Origin of the sequence: Pseudomonas sp. 3HC3 (assembly GCF_044904505.1) — a bacterium.
Classification (GTDB): Bacteria; Pseudomonadota; Gammaproteobacteria; order Pseudomonadales; family Pseudomonadaceae; genus Aquipseudomonas; species Aquipseudomonas putida_Y.
The window spans coordinates 25,398-40,549 of the sequence record NZ_JADDRH010000017.1 but is presented as its reverse complement, the minus strand read 5'-3'; the positions used below and the strand labels follow the sequence as shown (position 1 = coordinate 40,549).

At 59.2% G+C, this 15,152-nt stretch carries 12 protein-coding genes; all 12 read left to right on the top strand.

What is annotated here, in order from left to right; all coding sequences use genetic code 11:
* The first annotated feature begins 68 nt into the window (after window positions 1–68).
* The 12 genes from serC (at window position 69) to wecB (ending at window position 15,050) form a co-directional block, all read left to right on the top strand.
* Complete coding sequence (gene serC / locus INQ47_RS19730; RefSeq protein ID WP_101195972.1) at window positions 69–1,154, top strand: 3-phosphoserine/phosphohydroxythreonine transaminase; 1,086 nt, start codon at window positions 69–71, stop codon at window positions 1,152–1,154.
* A 1-nt stretch (window position 1,155) separates the two neighbouring features.
* Complete coding sequence (gene pheA, locus INQ47_RS19725) at window positions 1,156–2,250, top strand: prephenate dehydratase (protein ID WP_003252669.1); 1,095 nt, start codon at window positions 1,156–1,158, stop codon at window positions 2,248–2,250.
* Window positions 2,251–2,447: 197 nt separating this feature from the next.
* A complete protein-coding gene (locus INQ47_RS19720) occupies window positions 2,448–4,655 on the top strand; it encodes a bifunctional prephenate dehydrogenase/3-phosphoshikimate 1-carboxyvinyltransferase (RefSeq protein WP_404702422.1) in 2,208 nt (735 codons plus the stop codon).
* A 5-nt stretch (window positions 4,656–4,660) separates the two neighbouring features.
* Window positions 4,661–5,338, top strand: coding sequence for a (d)CMP kinase (cmk, locus tag INQ47_RS19715; protein ID WP_218115529.1), 678 nt, complete (start codon window positions 4,661–4,663; stop codon window positions 5,336–5,338).
* 124 nt (window positions 5,339–5,462) lie between these two features.
* A complete protein-coding gene (gene rpsA / locus INQ47_RS19710) occupies window positions 5,463–7,139 on the top strand; it encodes a 30S ribosomal protein S1 (protein ID WP_003252673.1) in 1,677 nt (558 codons plus the stop codon).
* A gap of 1,036 nt (window positions 7,140–8,175) precedes the next feature.
* Complete coding sequence (gene ihfB, locus INQ47_RS19705; protein ID WP_404702388.1) at window positions 8,176–8,478, top strand: integration host factor subunit beta; 303 nt, start codon at window positions 8,176–8,178, stop codon at window positions 8,476–8,478.
* Window positions 8,479–8,497: 19 nt separating this feature from the next.
* Window positions 8,498–8,761, top strand: a complete 264-nt coding sequence (locus INQ47_RS19700; protein WP_404702387.1) for a lipopolysaccharide assembly protein LapA domain-containing protein — start codon at window positions 8,498–8,500, stop codon at window positions 8,759–8,761.
* Between the two features lie 102 nt (window positions 8,762–8,863).
* Window positions 8,864–10,294 (top strand): MBL fold metallo-hydrolase RNA specificity domain-containing protein, encoded by a 1,431-nt coding sequence (locus INQ47_RS19695; RefSeq protein WP_404702386.1) that lies wholly within the window; start codon window positions 8,864–8,866, stop codon window positions 10,292–10,294.
* A 490-nt stretch (window positions 10,295–10,784) separates the two neighbouring features.
* Window positions 10,785–12,044, top strand: a complete 1,260-nt coding sequence (locus INQ47_RS19690) for a glycosyltransferase family 4 protein (RefSeq protein WP_404702385.1) — start codon at window positions 10,785–10,787, stop codon at window positions 12,042–12,044.
* Window positions 12,041–12,901 carry an SDR family oxidoreductase gene (locus INQ47_RS19685; RefSeq protein WP_339444610.1) on the top strand — a complete coding sequence of 287 codons (861 nt, stop codon included), beginning with the start codon at window positions 12,041–12,043 and terminating at the stop codon, window positions 12,899–12,901. Before INQ47_RS19690 ends, INQ47_RS19685 begins: the two co-directional genes overlap by 4 nt.
* A gap of 21 nt (window positions 12,902–12,922) precedes the next feature.
* The gene (locus tag INQ47_RS19680; protein ID WP_404702384.1) at window positions 12,923–13,933 is read left to right on the top strand and encodes a polysaccharide biosynthesis protein; all 1,011 of its coding nucleotides are present in this window, start codon (window positions 12,923–12,925) and stop codon (window positions 13,931–13,933) included.
* A complete protein-coding gene (gene wecB, locus INQ47_RS19675; RefSeq protein WP_339444608.1) occupies window positions 13,926–15,050 on the top strand; it encodes a non-hydrolyzing UDP-N-acetylglucosamine 2-epimerase in 1,125 nt (374 codons plus the stop codon). Before INQ47_RS19680 ends, wecB begins: the two co-directional genes overlap by 8 nt.
* The last annotated feature ends 102 nt before the right edge of the window (window positions 15,051–15,152 follow it).

Sequence of the window (15,152 nt, the reverse complement as noted above, 5' to 3'; positions counted from 1 at the left end):
CCGCTCCCACAGGGTCGCTGCTAACCCATGTGATAGTTTTTGTTCTATTTGGCAGAGCGAGAGTGGATGTGAGCAAACGAGCCTTTAACTTCTGCGCAGGCCCTGCCGCGCTTCCTGACGCTGTCCTGCAGCGCGCACAGGCCGAGATGCTGGACTGGCGTGGCAAGGGCTTGTCGGTGATGGAAATGAGCCATCGCAGCGACGATTATGTGGCCATCGCCGAAAAGGCCGAGCAGGACTTGCGTGACCTGCTGTCCGTCCCCTCCAACTACAAGGTACTGTTCCTGCAAGGGGGCGCCAGCCAGCAGTTTGCTGAAATCCCGCTGAACCTGCTGCCGGAAAACGGCACTGCCGACTACATCGAAACCGGCATCTGGTCGAAAAAGGCCATCGAGGAAGCGCGCCGTTTCGGCAACGTCAACGTCGCCGCCACTGCCAAGCCTTACGACTACCTGGCCATCCCCGGCCAGAACGAGTGGAACCTGACCGAAAACGCTGCCTACGTGCACTATGCGTCCAACGAGACCATCGGTGGCCTGCAGTTTGACTGGGTGCCGCAGACCGGTGACGTGCCGTTGGTGGTCGATATGTCGTCCGACATCCTCTCGCGCCCGATCGATGTGTCGCAGTACGGCCTGATCTACGCCGGCGCGCAGAAGAATATCGGCCCAAGCGGCCTGGTGGTGGTGATCGTGCGCGAAGACCTGTTGGGCCATGCCCGCAGCAGTTGCCCGACCATGCTCGATTACAAGGTTTCGGCTGACAACGGGTCGATGTACAACACCCCGGCCACCTACTCCTGGTACCTCTCGGGTCTGGTCTTCGAGTGGCTGAAAGAGCAGGGTGGTGTTGATGCCATGGAGCAGCGCAACCGTGCCAAGAAAGATCGCCTTTACGGCTTCATCGACCGCAGCGAGTTCTACACCAACCCGATCAGCGTCAACGCCCGTTCGTGGATGAACGTACCGTTCCGCCTGGCTGACGAGCGCCTGGACAAGGCCTTCCTCGCGGGCGCCGACGCGCGTGGCCTGCTCAACCTCAAGGGCCACCGTTCGGTTGGCGGCATGCGCGCCTCCATCTACAACGCCCTGGGCCTGGAAGCGGTAGAAGCGCTGGTAGGCTACATGGCTGAATTCGAGAAGGAGCATGGCTGATATGTCCGAACAGGAGCTCAAGGCGCTGCGCGTGCGCATCGACAGCCTCGACGAGAAAATCCTCGAGCTGATCAGCGACCGCGCCCGCTGCGCCGAAGAAGTTGCCCGGGTCAAGACTGCCTCGCTGAAAGAAGGCGAGAAGCCGGTGTTCTACCGTCCCGAGCGTGAAGCTGCGGTGCTCAAGCGCGTGATGGAGCGCAACAAAGGCCCGCTGGGCAACGAAGAGATGGCGCGGTTGTTCCGCGAAATCATGTCGTCGTGCCTGGCCTTGGAAGAGCCGTTGAAAATCGCCTACCTCGGCCCTGAAGGCACATTCACCCAGGCTGCGGCCATGAAGCACTTCGGTCACGCGGTGATCAGTCGGCCGATGGCGGCCATCGACGAAGTGTTCCGTGAGGTGGCGGCCGGTGCCGTCAACTTCGGTGTGGTGCCGGTGGAAAACTCCACTGAAGGTGCGGTCAGCCACACCCTGGACAGCTTCCTCGAGCATGACATGGTGATTTGCGGTGAGGTCGAGCTGCGTATTCACCACCACCTGCTGGTGGGCGAGAACACCAAGACCGACAGCATCACCCGCATCTACTCCCACGCCCAGTCGCTGGCCCAGTGCCGCAAGTGGCTGGACGCGCACTATCCGAACGTGGAGCGCGTAGCCGTATCGAGCAATGCCGAAGCGGCCAAGCGGGTCAAGGGCGAGTGGAATTCGGCGGCGATCGCCGGTGACATGGCGGCCAACCTGTACGGCCTGACCCGTCTGGCCGAGAAGATCGAAGATCGCCCGGACAACTCCACGCGCTTCCTGATGATCGGCAACCAGGAAGTACCGCCGACCGGCGACGACAAGACCTCGATCATCGTTTCGATGAGCAACAAGCCAGGTGCCTTGCATGAGTTGCTGGTGCCGTTCTATCAGAACGGCATCGACCTGACCCGTATCGAGACCCGCCCGTCGCGCAGCGGCAAGTGGACCTACGTGTTCTTCATCGACTTCGTCGGCCACCACCGCGACCCGCTGATCAAGGCGGTGCTCGAGCAGATCAGCCAGGAGGCTGTGGCGCTGAAGGTGCTGGGCTCTTATCCGAAGGCGGTGCTTTGATTCAGGGGCCTTGGGGCTGCCTTGCAGCCCTTCGCGGGCATGCCCGCTCCCACAGTGAGCATGTGATGCCGATCTCTGTGGGAGCGGGCGAGCCCGCAAAGGGCCGCGCCGCGGCCCCAATGGCCCTCACAGGCTACCTAGATTTCTGAACAGGGTTCGCACCAGTGGTAAATGCAGCAAAAACCAAACCCGCACCCATCATCGACCGTCTGGTCGTGGTCGGCCTGGGCCTGATCGGTGGCTCGTTCGCCAAGGGCCTGCGTGAGAGCGGCCTGTGCCGTGAAGTGGTCGGTGTCGACCTGGATGCCCCCTCGCGCAAGCAGGCTGTGGCCTTGGGGGTGGTCGACCGCTGCGAAGAAGACCTCGCCGCCGCTTGCGTGGGGGCCGATGTCATCCAGCTGGCCGTACCGATCCTGGCCATGGAAAAAGTCCTGGCGCGCCTGGCCGTGCTCGACCTGGGTGATGCAATCATCACCGACGTCGGCAGTGCCAAGGGCAACGTCGTGCGTGAGGCACGCGCCGTCTTCGGTGCGCGCCTGCCGCGCTTCGTCCCGGGTCACCCCATCGCCGGTTCCGAACAGAGCGGGGTAGAGGCCTCCAACGCCACCTTGTTCCGCCGGCACAAGGTCATCCTCACGCCGCTGGCCGAAACCGACCCCGCCGCGCTGGCCATGGTTGACCGCCTGTGGCGTGCGCTGGATGCCGATGTGGAGCACATGTCGGTCGAGCGCCATGACGAAGTACTGGCCGCCACCAGCCATCTGCCACACCTGCTGGCCTTCGGCCTGGTCGACTCGCTGGCCAAACGCAATGAAAACCTCGAGATCTTCCGGTACGCTGCGGGTGGATTCCGCGATTTCACAAGAATCGCCGGCAGCGACCCGACCATGTGGCATGACATCTTCCTCGCCAACCGCGACGCTGTCCTGCGCACACTTGATACATATCGCAGCGATCTCGACGCCTTGCGCGACGCGATCGCTGAAGGGGATGGGCACCAGCTGCTGGGTGTATTCACCCGCGCACGGGCTGCCCGCGAGCATTTCAGTAAAATCCTGGCCCGCCGGGCCTATGTGGACGCTATGAACGCCAACGATCTGATTTTCCAGGCCCAACCGGGTGGCCGCCTGAACGGGCGGATCCGTGTACCGGGCGACAAGTCGATTTCCCATCGCTCGATCATGCTCGGCTCGCTGGCCGAAGGTACTACCGAGGTCGAAGGCTTCCTCGAAGGCGAAGACGCGCTGGCGACCCTGCAGGCATTCCGTGATATGGGTGTGGTCATCGAAGGCCCCAACCACGGTCTTGTGACCATTCACGGCGTGGGGCTGCATGGCCTCAAGCCGCCACCAGGGCCGCTGTACGTGGGTAACTCCGGTACCTCGATGCGCCTGCTGTCGGGCCTGTTGGCCGGTCAGTCGTTCGATGTGACCATGACCGGCGACGCCTCGCTGTCCAAGCGCCCGATGAACCGTGTGGCCAACCCGCTGCGCGAAATGGGGGCTGTGGTCGAGACCGGCCCGGACGGCCGCCCGCCGCTGACCATCCGTGGTGGCCACAAGCTCAAAGGGCTGACCTACACGCTGCCGATGGCTAGCGCCCAGGTCAAATCCTGCCTGCTGCTGGCCGGCCTGTACGCCGAAGGCAAGACCACTGTCACCGAGCCTGCGCCTACCCGTGACCACACCGAGCGGATGCTGCGCGGTTTTGGCTACTCGGTCGACAGCAATGGCCCGGTTGCCTCGCTACAGTCCGGTGGCAAGCTGACCGCTACCCGCATCGAAGTGCCGGCTGACATTTCCTCGGCAGCGTTCTTCCTGGTGGCAGCGTCTATCGCTGAAGGCTCCGAGCTGGTGCTGGAGCATGTCGGCATCAACCCGACCCGTACCGGCGTGATCGACATCCTGCGCCTGATGGGCGGCGACATCACCCTGGAAAACCAGCGTGAAGTGGGCGGTGAGCCAGTGGCCGACCTGCGTGTGCGCGGTGCCAAGCTGAAGGGTATCGACATTCCTGAAGCGTTGGTGCCGCTGGCCATCGACGAATTCCCGGTCTTGTTCGTGGCTGCTGCCTGCGCCGAAGGGCGTACCGTGCTGCGTGGCGCCGAAGAGCTGCGCGTGAAGGAGTCCGATCGCATCCAGGTGATGGCCGATGGCCTCATCACCTTGGGCATCAAGTGTGAGCCGACCCCGGACGGCATCATCATCGACGGCGGCCAGTTGGGCGGCGGCGAAGTGCATGGGCATGGTGACCACCGCATTGCCATGGCCTTCAGTGTGGCCTCGCTGCGCGCCAGTGCGCCGATCCGCATTCACGACTGCGCCAATGTCGCCACCTCGTTCCCCAACTTCCTGGCGCTGTGCGCCGAAGTGGGGATTCGCGTGGCAGAAGAGGGCAAGTCGTGAATTCAATGGCACCGGTTATCACTATCGACGGGCCAAGCGGCTCGGGCAAGGGCACGGTCGCCGGGCTGATGGCCCGCGAGCTGGGCTGGAAGCTGCTGGACTCCGGCGCGCTGTATCGCTTGCTGGCATTCAATGCGAGCAACCACGGCGTCGATCTGACCAACGAAGAGCTGCTGACCAAGCTTGCCGCCCATCTGGATGTGCAGTTCATCGCTGCCGAGCCCGGTAAGCTGCAACAGATCATCCTTGAGGGTGAGGACGTCAGCAACGTCATCCGTACCGAAACCGTCGGTGCCGGTGCATCGATGGTGGCCTCGCTGCCGGCGGTGCGTGATGCGCTGCTGGTGCGTCAGCGTGAGTTCCGCGAAGTGCCGGGGCTGATTGCTGACGGTCGCGACATGGGTACCGTGGTGTTCCCGGACGCGCCATTGAAGGTCTTCCTCACCGCCAGTGCGGAGGAGCGCGCACGTCGCCGCTACCTGCAGTTGAAGGGCAAGGGTGAAGATGTTAGTCTGTCGAGTCTGCTGGATGAGATTCGTGCACGTGATGAGCGTGACACCCAACGTGCAGTGGCCCCGCTGAAACCAGCGGCCGATGCCATTCAGTTGGACTCTACCGAGTTGTCCATCGAGCAGGTGTTGCAACGTATCAGAAGCGAGATCGCCCAGCGCGACCTTATCTGATAGCCAGGAAAGCAGGCAGGGGCACCAGTCAACGTCCTGCCGGCTTTCCTTTACTTAAAACGAACCCACATTGTCTGGAATGTGGTTATGGGCGTTTGTTTCGCCCGAATCTACAGGAATTAAAATGAGCGAAAGCTTTGCAGAACTCTTTGAAGAAAGCCTGAAAACCCTCAATCTTCAGCCGGGTGCGATCATCACCGGTATCGTTGTCGACATCGACGGCGACTGGGTTACCGTACACGCTGGCCTGAAGTCCGAGGGCGTCATCCCGCTCGAGCAGTTCTACAACGAAGCTGGCGAGCTGACCATCAAGGTCGGTGACGAAGTTCACGTTGCGCTGGACGCGGTCGAAGACGGCTTTGGCGAAACCAAACTGTCCCGTGAAAAAGCCAAGCGCGCCGAGTGCTGGATTGTTCTGGAAGCAGCTTTCGCCGCCGAAGAAGTGGTCAAGGGCGTTATCAACGGTAAGGTTAAGGGCGGCTTCACTGTCGACGTTAACGGCATCCGTGCGTTCCTGCCGGGCTCCCTGGTTGATGTCCGCCCAGTGCGCGACACCACCCACCTGGAAGGCAAAGAGCTGGAATTCAAGGTCATCAAGCTGGACCAGAAGCGCAACAACGTTGTCGTTTCCCGTCGCAGCGTGCTGGAAGCCGAGAACAGCGCCGAGCGCGAAGCCCTGCTGGAAACCCTGCAGGAAGGCCAGCAAGTCAAAGGTATCGTCAAGAACCTCACCGACTACGGCGCATTCGTGGACCTGGGCGGTATCGACGGCCTGCTGCACATCACCGACATGGCTTGGAAGCGCATCAAGCACCCATCGGAAATCGTTAACGTTGGCGACGAAGTCGACGTACGCGTTCTGAAGTTCGACCGTGAGCGCAACCGCGTTTCGCTGGGTCTGAAGCAGATGGGCGAAGATCCGTGGGTAGCTATCACTGCCCGTTACCCAGAAGGTACTCGCGTACAGGCTCGCGTTACCAACCTGACCGACTACGGCTGCTTCGCTGAGCTGGAAGAAGGCGTTGAAGGTCTGGTACACGTTTCCGAAATGGACTGGACCAACAAGAACATCCACCCGTCGAAAGTCGTTCAGGTTGGCGACGAAGTGGAAGTCATGGTTCTGGACATCGACGAAGAGCGTCGTCGTATCTCCCTGGGCATCAAGCAGTGCAAGTCCAACCCATGGGAAGACTTCTCCGGCCAGTTCAACAAGGGTGACAAGATCACCGGTACCATCAAGTCGATCACCGACTTCGGTATCTTCATTGGTCTGGACGGCGGCATCGACGGCCTGGTTCACCTGTCCGACATCTCCTGGAACGAAACCGGCGAAGAAGCCGTACGTCGTTTCAAGAAGGGCGACGAGCTGGAAACCGTCATCCTGTCGGTCGACCCAGAGCGCGAGCGCATCTCCTTGGGCATCAAGCAGCTGGAAGACGATCCGTTCTCCAACTTCGTTGCTGTCAATGACAAGGGCGCTATCGTCAAGGGCATCGTGAAAGAAGTTGACGCCAAAGGCGCCATCGTCACCCTGGCCGACGACATCGAAGCCACTCTGAAAGCTTCCGAAATCAGCCGTGACCGCGTTGAAGACGCGCGTAACGTTCTGAAGGAAGGCGAAGAGATCGAAGCCAAGATCATCAGCGTTGACCGCAAGTCCCGCGTTATCAGCCTGTCGATCAAATCGAAAGACGACGCTGAAGAGCGCGAAGCTATCCAGAGCCTGAAAAACGCTCCGGAAGCTGCTGCCGACACCACCATGGCTGCGCTGCTGCGCGAAGCAATGGCCAAGCAGAACTGAGTTCTGTTTGATCGGTAAAAAGGGCGACCCTCGGGTCGCCCTTTTTTATGCCTGCAATCAAGCGGCGCGGCGGTTGGCGCCGCTGGACCACGCCAGCTTCAGGCTGGCACAACCCGGTGTGCGTTGGATGACACCGGCATCGCCGGTGTTCGCGGGTAAGCCCGCGCCTACGCCGATGGCGCCGGACCGCGCTAACTTCAGGCTGACACCCCCCATTGTAGGAGCGGGTTAACCCGCGAATCAGGCGCCACGGTGGATGGCACCGGCATCGCCGGTGTTCGCGGGTAAGCCCGCGGCTGCACCGATGGCGCCGGACCACGCTAACTTCAGGCTGACACCCCCCATTGTAGGAGCGGGTTCACCCGCGAATCAGGCGCCACAGTGGATGGCACCGGCATCGCCGGTGTTCGCGGGTAAGCCCGCGCCTGCGCCGATGGCGCCGGACCACGCTAACTTCAGGCTGGCACCCCCCATTGTAGGAGCGGGTTCACCCGCGAATCAGGCGCCACAGTGGATGGCACCGGCATCGCCGGTGTTCGCGGGTAAACCCGCTCCTACACCGAGGGTGCCGGACCGCGCTAACTTCAGGCTGCCCCCCATTGGAGCGGGTTCACCCGCGAATCAGGCGCCACGGTGGATGGCACCGGCATCGCCGGTGTTCGCGGGTAAACCCGCGCCTACGCCGATGGCGCCGGACCACGCTAACTTCAGGCTGACCCCCCCATTGTAGGAGCGGGTTCACCCGCGAATCAGGCGCCACGGTGGATGGCACCGGCATCGCCGGTGTTCGCGGGTAAACCCGCGCCTGCGCCGATGGCGCCGGACCACGCTAACTTCAGGCTGACACCCCCCCATTGTAGGAGCGGGTTCACCCGCGAATCAGGCAGCGCTGGCCTGTCTAAGCGGTAGACCATTCTTGAATTACTTCAATCTTGAATTTTTTTATTAAGTCAAGATCCACCCTGTTCAAATCCTTCCCGGCGTGCTACAAACTGGTTAAGCAATGATCTAGCTGCTTGATAACGAAGGGAAAAATATGACGAAGTCGGAGCTGATCGAACGTATTGTCACCCATCAGGGGCTGCTCTCGTCCAAGGACGTGGAGCTGGCCATCAAGACCATGCTTGAGCAGATGTCACAATGCCTGGCTACCGGCGATCGCATCGAGATCCGCGGTTTTGGCAGCTTCTCGCTGCACTATCGCGCCCCACGCGTAGGCCGTAATCCCAAGACCGGCCAGTCGGTCAGCCTCGAAGGCAAGTTCGTGCCGCATTTCAAACCCGGCAAAGAGTTGCGCGACCGGGTCAATGAAGACGAGCATGAAGAGGTCCACACCTGATTTCCAAAGGAGCAATCTGATGCGTAACTTCAAGCGCGCCCTGGCGGCGGTCTTCGTGCTGCTATTGGCGGCTGTGGTGCTGTTCTTCGTGCTGGAGAACCAGCAAACCGTGTCATTGGTCCTGTTTGGTTGGGCTGCACCCGCCATGCCGGTTGCTGTCCTGGTATTGGCCGCTTTGGTCATTGGCTTGGCAGTCGGGCCGTTGCTGGGGGCCTGCGGCGTGCAGCGCAGCAAGCGCAAGATCAGGGCGTCTGCCCGTGAGGCGGCACTGAGCGGCAACTAAGGAAATTTCCTACGCCTAATAAAGAAAGGTTCACCTATGCATGCGTCGGTCGTCATGGAGTAATAGTCCACTTCATTTTCGGTCCAGGCGAGTGTGCGCAGCATGGAATATCCCAGCCTTTCCCATCACGGTGGTACCCGCGGCGTCACTGGCTCCTGCCATCAGTTGCACCTTGATCCCACCGTTAGCCTGCTGATCGATTGCGGCCTTGAGCAAGGGAATGAGGCGCCGCCGGATGCAGAGACCGCGGCGCTCGGCTTCGGTATCCAGGGCATTCAGGCACTGGTCATCACCCATGTCCATCTCGACCATGTTGGGCGCATCCCTGCGTTACTGGCAGCGGGTTACCGTGGCCCTATTCTGTGCAGCGAGCCCTCGGCCCGGCTGCTGCCGCTGGTGCTGGAAGACGCCTACAAGCTGAGCATCAGCAGCGAGCCTGCGCAGGTGGCGCGCTATCTCGAATTCATCCGTGACCTCATCGTGCCGCTGCCCTTCGAGCAGTGGCACACGGTGGTCGAGCGACCAGGCCTTGCCTGCCGTATTCGTCTGCAGCGTGCAGGGCATCTGCTGGGGTCCGCTTATGTCGAGTGCTCCTTGGAAGTGGGTGATGTAAGCCAGCGTTGGGTATTTTCAGGTGACCTAGGCAGTGGTCGCAACCCAATGTTGCGAGCCATTGAGCCGCCCCAGTACGCTGATTTGCTGGTGCTCGAAAGCACCTACGGTAATCGTCTGCACCCAGCTCGCATTGAACGACAGGTGCGGCTGGAGGCAGCCATTGACCGGGCGTTGGTGGATCAGGGCACTTTACTCATACCCGCCTTCAGTCTTGGTCGCACACAGGAGCTGCTTTATGAGCTTGAGGATATTTTTCATCGCAAGACGTTGCCGGGCGCAAACGTAGCAGAAAATAGCAATAGCCCGTTCGACTGGTCACAGATGCCGGTTATTCTTGATTCGCCATTGGCTCAGCGCATCACTGCCGCCTATCGTGAGTTGCATGCCTACTGGAGCGACGAGGCGGTGGCGCGCTTGAGCGAAGGGCGCAAACCGCTGGGTTTTGACCAATTGATTGCGGTCGACAGTCATGCTCGGCACCAACAGGTGGTCAATTACCTGAGGAGCACTGGCCGTCCTGCGATCGTAATTGCCGGAAACGGCATGTGTTCAGGTGGGCGTATCGTCAATTATCTGAAGGCGATGTTGGGTGACCCGCGACATGAAGTGCTTTTTGTCGGCTATCAGGCCAAAGGCACCCCGGGCGCGGTGATTCAAGCAAGTGAGGGTGCCCAAGAGTTTGTCCAGCTTGATCTGGACGGTCAGATGTATGAGATCCGCGCCAAGGTGTTGACGATAGATGGCTACTCAGGGCATGCCGACCAGGCAGGTTTGGTAGCTTTCGCGTCGCGGGGCAAGGAGGCCGTGAGGCGTGTGGTGCTGGTTCATGGTGACGATGACGCGAAAGCGGCGTTGGGCAAGGCTATCGAGGTGGCGTTCGGGGAGCAAGGTCGTTCGGTCGCGGTGACGGTGCCGTGAGGTAAGTGACGCCGGCGGCAGGGCAATGCTGCAGTTGGTCTAAGAACCTCGTGAGCACCTGCCTCATCCGATGGGTGGCAGCATTTTTTCAGCTTTTTGAGGAACTTGCTCATGGAGTAGGATAACTTATCGGAGGGTCGGCCCAGGGCTTGAACCGGGTCGCGAGGGGTAGTAGCTTGATGGCCGTGGTTCCAAATTGGGCGCGGAAACAATAGCAAGCTACATATTTAATTGATGGCCAAAGGATGGCGAAGTCTGGATAACTACAATAATATGCGCCAACATCGGAAAGTGTCTTGGGCAATGATAGCAGGGTGGCTGTCTTCTGGTATTCCGAGTTTTCAAGTGGCGACAGATCACTTGCCAAAGCGTAGTCGTCGGTACCCAACGGTTCAGTGCTTGCGACTTTTTAATGGGCGCGAGTTCCACCGAGTGGATCTATGGCATTCATGCAATACTGATATTGCCACACCCAGAAGGATAAGTCAGTGTGACGCAAGCACCTTTGAAAATTGCTGTGGTCAGCCAGTATTTCTTCCCCGAAAACTTTATCATCAATGATATCGTTCGGGAACTTAGCGCCTTGGGTGTGCATGTTGAAGTTTTCACTGGTAAGCCTAACTACCCAAGCGGTCAGATTTTTCCGGGTTATACAGCCCACAACGCCGTCGAAGATCGTTTTTCTGAAACGGTTGCAGTTCATCGGGCACCGTTGCGTCCGCGCCATAACGGCGGGGCAAAGAATCTTGTCCTCAATTATCTTTCATTCGTGGCTAATGGCGTCAGGTACTTTACCCGCCATGCAAAGCGCGGCAAATTCGATGTGTACTTCGTATTTGCGCCGTCGCCCATCATCTCGGTGATTCCTGCGCTGGCTATGAAGCGTGTTCATCGTGCACCGGTTTTCTTGTGGGTGCAGGATCTGTGGCCGGAGAGCCTTGCCGCGACGGGTTTCATCCGTAACAGGTTCCTGCTGTCAATTATCGGTCTGTTGGTACGCGGCCTGTACTGGGCCGTGGATGTTTTACTCGTGCAGTCGCGCGCGTTTATCGAGCCAGTCAAACGTTATGCGCGTGCCGACAAGATCATCTACTACCCTAACTCTTACTTGCAGCAAGATGAGCCAGGTGATGGATGCCCACTGCCAGAGTCGCTGACCGCCTTGTTGCGCGCTCACTTCTGCGTGGTATTCGCTGGCAATCTGGGCAGCGCACAAGGTTTGGCAACGGTTGTGGATGCCGCACGGATACTCCAGGCCGAACGGTCACAAGTGCGTATCGTGATGGTTGGTGCCGGCAGTAAGGCGGATTGGCTTGCAGAACAGAAAGACAAGTGGGGGCTGGACAATCTGGTCATCGCTGGCGCCTACCCGCGTGCGGCCATGGTTGAGCTGTTCGAGCTCAGTGCTGCATTGCTGGTTACACTCAAACGCGACGAGATTTTCAGTTTTACTATTCCGAGCAAGGTGCAGGCCTACCTCGCATCGGGCAGGCCAATTATAGGCAGCCTGGATGGCGAAGGTGCCCGAATCATCAACGATGCCGGTGCCGGTGTCACCTGCCCGGCTGAGGATGCAGTCGGGCTCGCGGCGTGCATCAGGACGATGCAGGCTATGCCGGATGGGCAACGTGAGCAGATGGGCGCTCAGTCAAGGGCCTACTTCTTGAAACACTTCGAGCTCAAGGCCCAGTGCAAGATACTGGTGCGCATGTTCGAACAACGGGTTGAACAGGACAAGGCGACGCAATGAACATATTGGTACTGGGCGTCTCAGGCATGCTGGGTAACGCAGTCTTCCGCTATTTTTCGGCCAATTCGCAACATCGGGTAATGGGTACGTTGCGCTCATCGTCCGGGCGCAAGTTCTTCTCAGCGGAACAAGCCGAGCAATTGCTGTGTGATGTAGATGTGCTTGATGCCGACGCGCTGATGGCAGCCTTCGCTGAGGCACGGCCGGATGTGGTCATCAACTGCGTGGGGCTGATTAAGCAACTGGCCGATGCCAAGGATCCGCTCACCGCGCTACCGATCAATGCAATGCTGCCGCATCGTTTGGCCAACCTCTGCCGTGTGGCAGGTGCACGTCTGATCCATGTCAGTACCGACTGCGTGTTTTCAGGTGCCAAGGGCATGTATCGTGAACAGGATGAGTCGGACTGCACCGACCTTTATGGGAAGTCCAAGTACATTGGTGAACTGCATGACCTGGACGATGCTGTGACCCTGCGTACATCGATCATTGGCCATGAACTGCAGAGCAACGCATCGCTGGTCGACTGGTTCCTGTCTCAGCAGGGCAGCGTAAAAGGTTTTACCAAGGCAATTTTCTCGGGGTTGCCAACTGCCGAGCTGGCCAGGGTCATGCTGGACTACGTGATTCCCAACCCTTCGCTGAAAGGGCTTTACCATGTGTCTGCCGAGCCTATCGACAAGTACGAACTGCTCAAGCAGGTGGCAAAGGTGTACGGCAGGGACATCCAGATCGTGGCGGATGACAAACTGGTGATCGATCGTTCGCTGGACTCTTCCCGCTTCCGTGCGGCTGCGGGCTACCAGCCACCGTCCTGGCCGGCGCTCATACAATTCATGCACGAACAGCGTCAATAACGAATTTCAAGGAGCGCACACGTGTTCGATAACAAGATTCTCATGATCACCGGCGGTACCGGTTCTTTCGGCAATACGGTACTCAAGCGTTTTCTCAATACCAACGTCAAGGAAATCCGCGTCTTCAGCCGTGACGAGAAAAAGCAGGAAGACATGCGTATTGCCTTGTCCAACGACAAGGTGAAGTTTTATATCGGCGATGTGCGTGATTATCAAAGCGTGGCAGAAGCGATGGTCGGGGTGGACTACATATTCCACGCTGCAGCGTTGAAGCAGGTACCGTCCTGCGAGTTCTACCCGATGGAAGCGGTGAAAACCAACGTCATTGGTACCGAGAATGTGCTAAACGCGGCCATCGCTAGTGGCGTCAAGCGAGTGGTGGTGCTGAGCACCGACAAGGCGGTTTATCCGATCAATGCTATGGGTATTTCCAAGGCCATGGCTGAAAAACTGATGGTGGCCAAGTCTAGGATGATTCCGCAGCAAGGGCCGGTGATTTGCGCCACCCGTTACGGTAACGTCATGGCGTCGCGTGGCTCGGTGATTCCGTTGTTCGTCGACCAACTCAAGGCCGGTAATGAGCTGACGGTGACTGATCCGAACATGACGCGCTTCCTGATGTCGCTGGAAGACTCCGTGGACCTGGTGTTGCACGCCTTCGAGAATGCCCAGCAGGGTGATATCTTCGTGCAGAAGGCGCCGGCGTCAACTGTGCAGGAGCTGGCAGAAGCACTGCGTCAACTGTTCCAGCGAGAAAACGCGATCAAGGTGATCGGTACTCGACATGGCGAAAAACTGTACGAGTCACTGATCTCTCGCGAGGAAATGGCCAAGGCCGACGACATGGGCCGTTACTACCGCATCCCCGCTGACAACCGCGATCTGAACTACAAGAAGTACTTTGTCGAAGGCGAGCAGCACATCTCCGAGCTCGATGACTACACCTCCCATAATACCGAGCGGCTCGACATCGAGGGCATCAAGGCCCTGTTGCTGAAACTCGACTACATCCAGGAACAACTTAATGCTTAAGGTCATGACCCTGGTCGGCACCCGACCCGAACTGATCAAGATGAGCCGCGTTATCGCCGAGCTCGATGAGCAGGCCAACCATGTGCTGGTGCACTCTGGCCAAAACTACGATTACGAGCTTAATCAGGTGTTCTTCGATGAGTTGGGCATCCGCAAGCCGGACCACTTCTTGGGCGCGGTGGGAGCCACGGCGGCGGGTACTATTGCCGAAATCATTGCCAAATCCGATGAAATTTTTGAGCTGGAAAAGCCCGATGCCCTGCTGCTATACGGTGACACCAATACCTGCCTGGCAGTGATCGCCGCAAAGCGTCGCAAGATCCCGGTGTTTCACATGGAGGCAGGGAACCGCTGCTTCGATCAGCGCGTGCCGGAAGAGCTCAACCGCAAAGTGCTCGACCACCTCAGTGACATCAACATGGTGTTGACCGAGCATGCCCGACGCTACTTGCTGGATGAGGGTATCCGTCCGGAGACCATCATCAAGACCGGTTCGCACATGCAGGAAGTGCTGGATTACTATCGGACGCGGATCGACGCCTCCACAGTGCTGGAGCGTGAGGGGCTTGAGGAGGGTAAGTACTTCATTGTCAGTACCCACCGTGAGGAAAACGTTGACACCCCGCAGAACCTACGTGACCTGCTGGCTTCGCTGCGCGGCTTGGCAGATGCCTACGGATATCCGATCATCGTGTCCACCCATCCGCGTACCCGCAAGCGCCTCGAAGATTTGGGTGAAAGCCTGGAGCACCCGCTGATTCGCTTCGTCAAACCTTATGGTTTGCTTGACTATATCCGCCTGCAAATGGGTGCCCTTTGCGTGCTCTCGGACAGCGGCACTATCACCGAGGAGGCCTCGCTGCTGAACCTCCCGGCTGTCACCATTCGCAACGCCCACGAGCGCCCGGAAGGCATGGACGAAGGTACGCTGATCATGTGCGGCCTGACTCCGGATCGCGTGCTGGATGCGGTACGCGTGGTTATCAACCAGCATGACCGGAACCAGCGCGTGATCCCGGTGGTGCAGGACTACCAGGGCGGCCCGGTTTCAAAGCAGGTGGTGCGGATTGTCTACAGCTACACCGATTATATAAACCGCACTGTCTGGTCCAAGTAACCCGTAAAAGGCTAATGCCTGTAGCCACGCTAATAGGCGCCGCTTTCGACCCGTTGCCGATGAGCCAGCTCTCACAACGACAGCGCAAGGCGCCAAGGTATT

Bases quoted from the DNA above. Each gene is read 5' to 3' on its own strand.
- INQ47_RS19700 (WP_404702387.1), top strand. From the start codon at position 8,498: ATGCGTAACTTCAAGCGCGCCCTGGCGGCGGTCTTCGTGCTGCTATTG.
- pheA (WP_003252669.1), top strand. From the start codon at position 1,156: ATGTCCGAACAGGAGCTCAAGGCGCTGCGCGTGCGCATCGACAGCCTC.
- ihfB (WP_404702388.1), top strand. From the start codon at position 8,176: ATGACGAAGTCGGAGCTGATCGAACGTATTGTCACCCATCAGGGGCTG.
- rpsA (WP_003252673.1), top strand. From the start codon at position 5,463: ATGAGCGAAAGCTTTGCAGAACTCTTTGAAGAAAGCCTGAAAACCCTC.
- cmk (WP_218115529.1), top strand. From the start codon at position 4,661: ATGGCACCGGTTATCACTATCGACGGGCCAAGCGGCTCGGGCAAGGGC.
- INQ47_RS19685 (WP_339444610.1), top strand. From the start codon at position 12,041: ATGAACATATTGGTACTGGGCGTCTCAGGCATGCTGGGTAACGCAGTC.
- wecB (WP_339444608.1), top strand. From the start codon at position 13,926: ATGCTTAAGGTCATGACCCTGGTCGGCACCCGACCCGAACTGATCAAG.
- INQ47_RS19695 (WP_404702386.1), top strand. From the start codon at position 8,864: ATGGAATATCCCAGCCTTTCCCATCACGGTGGTACCCGCGGCGTCACT.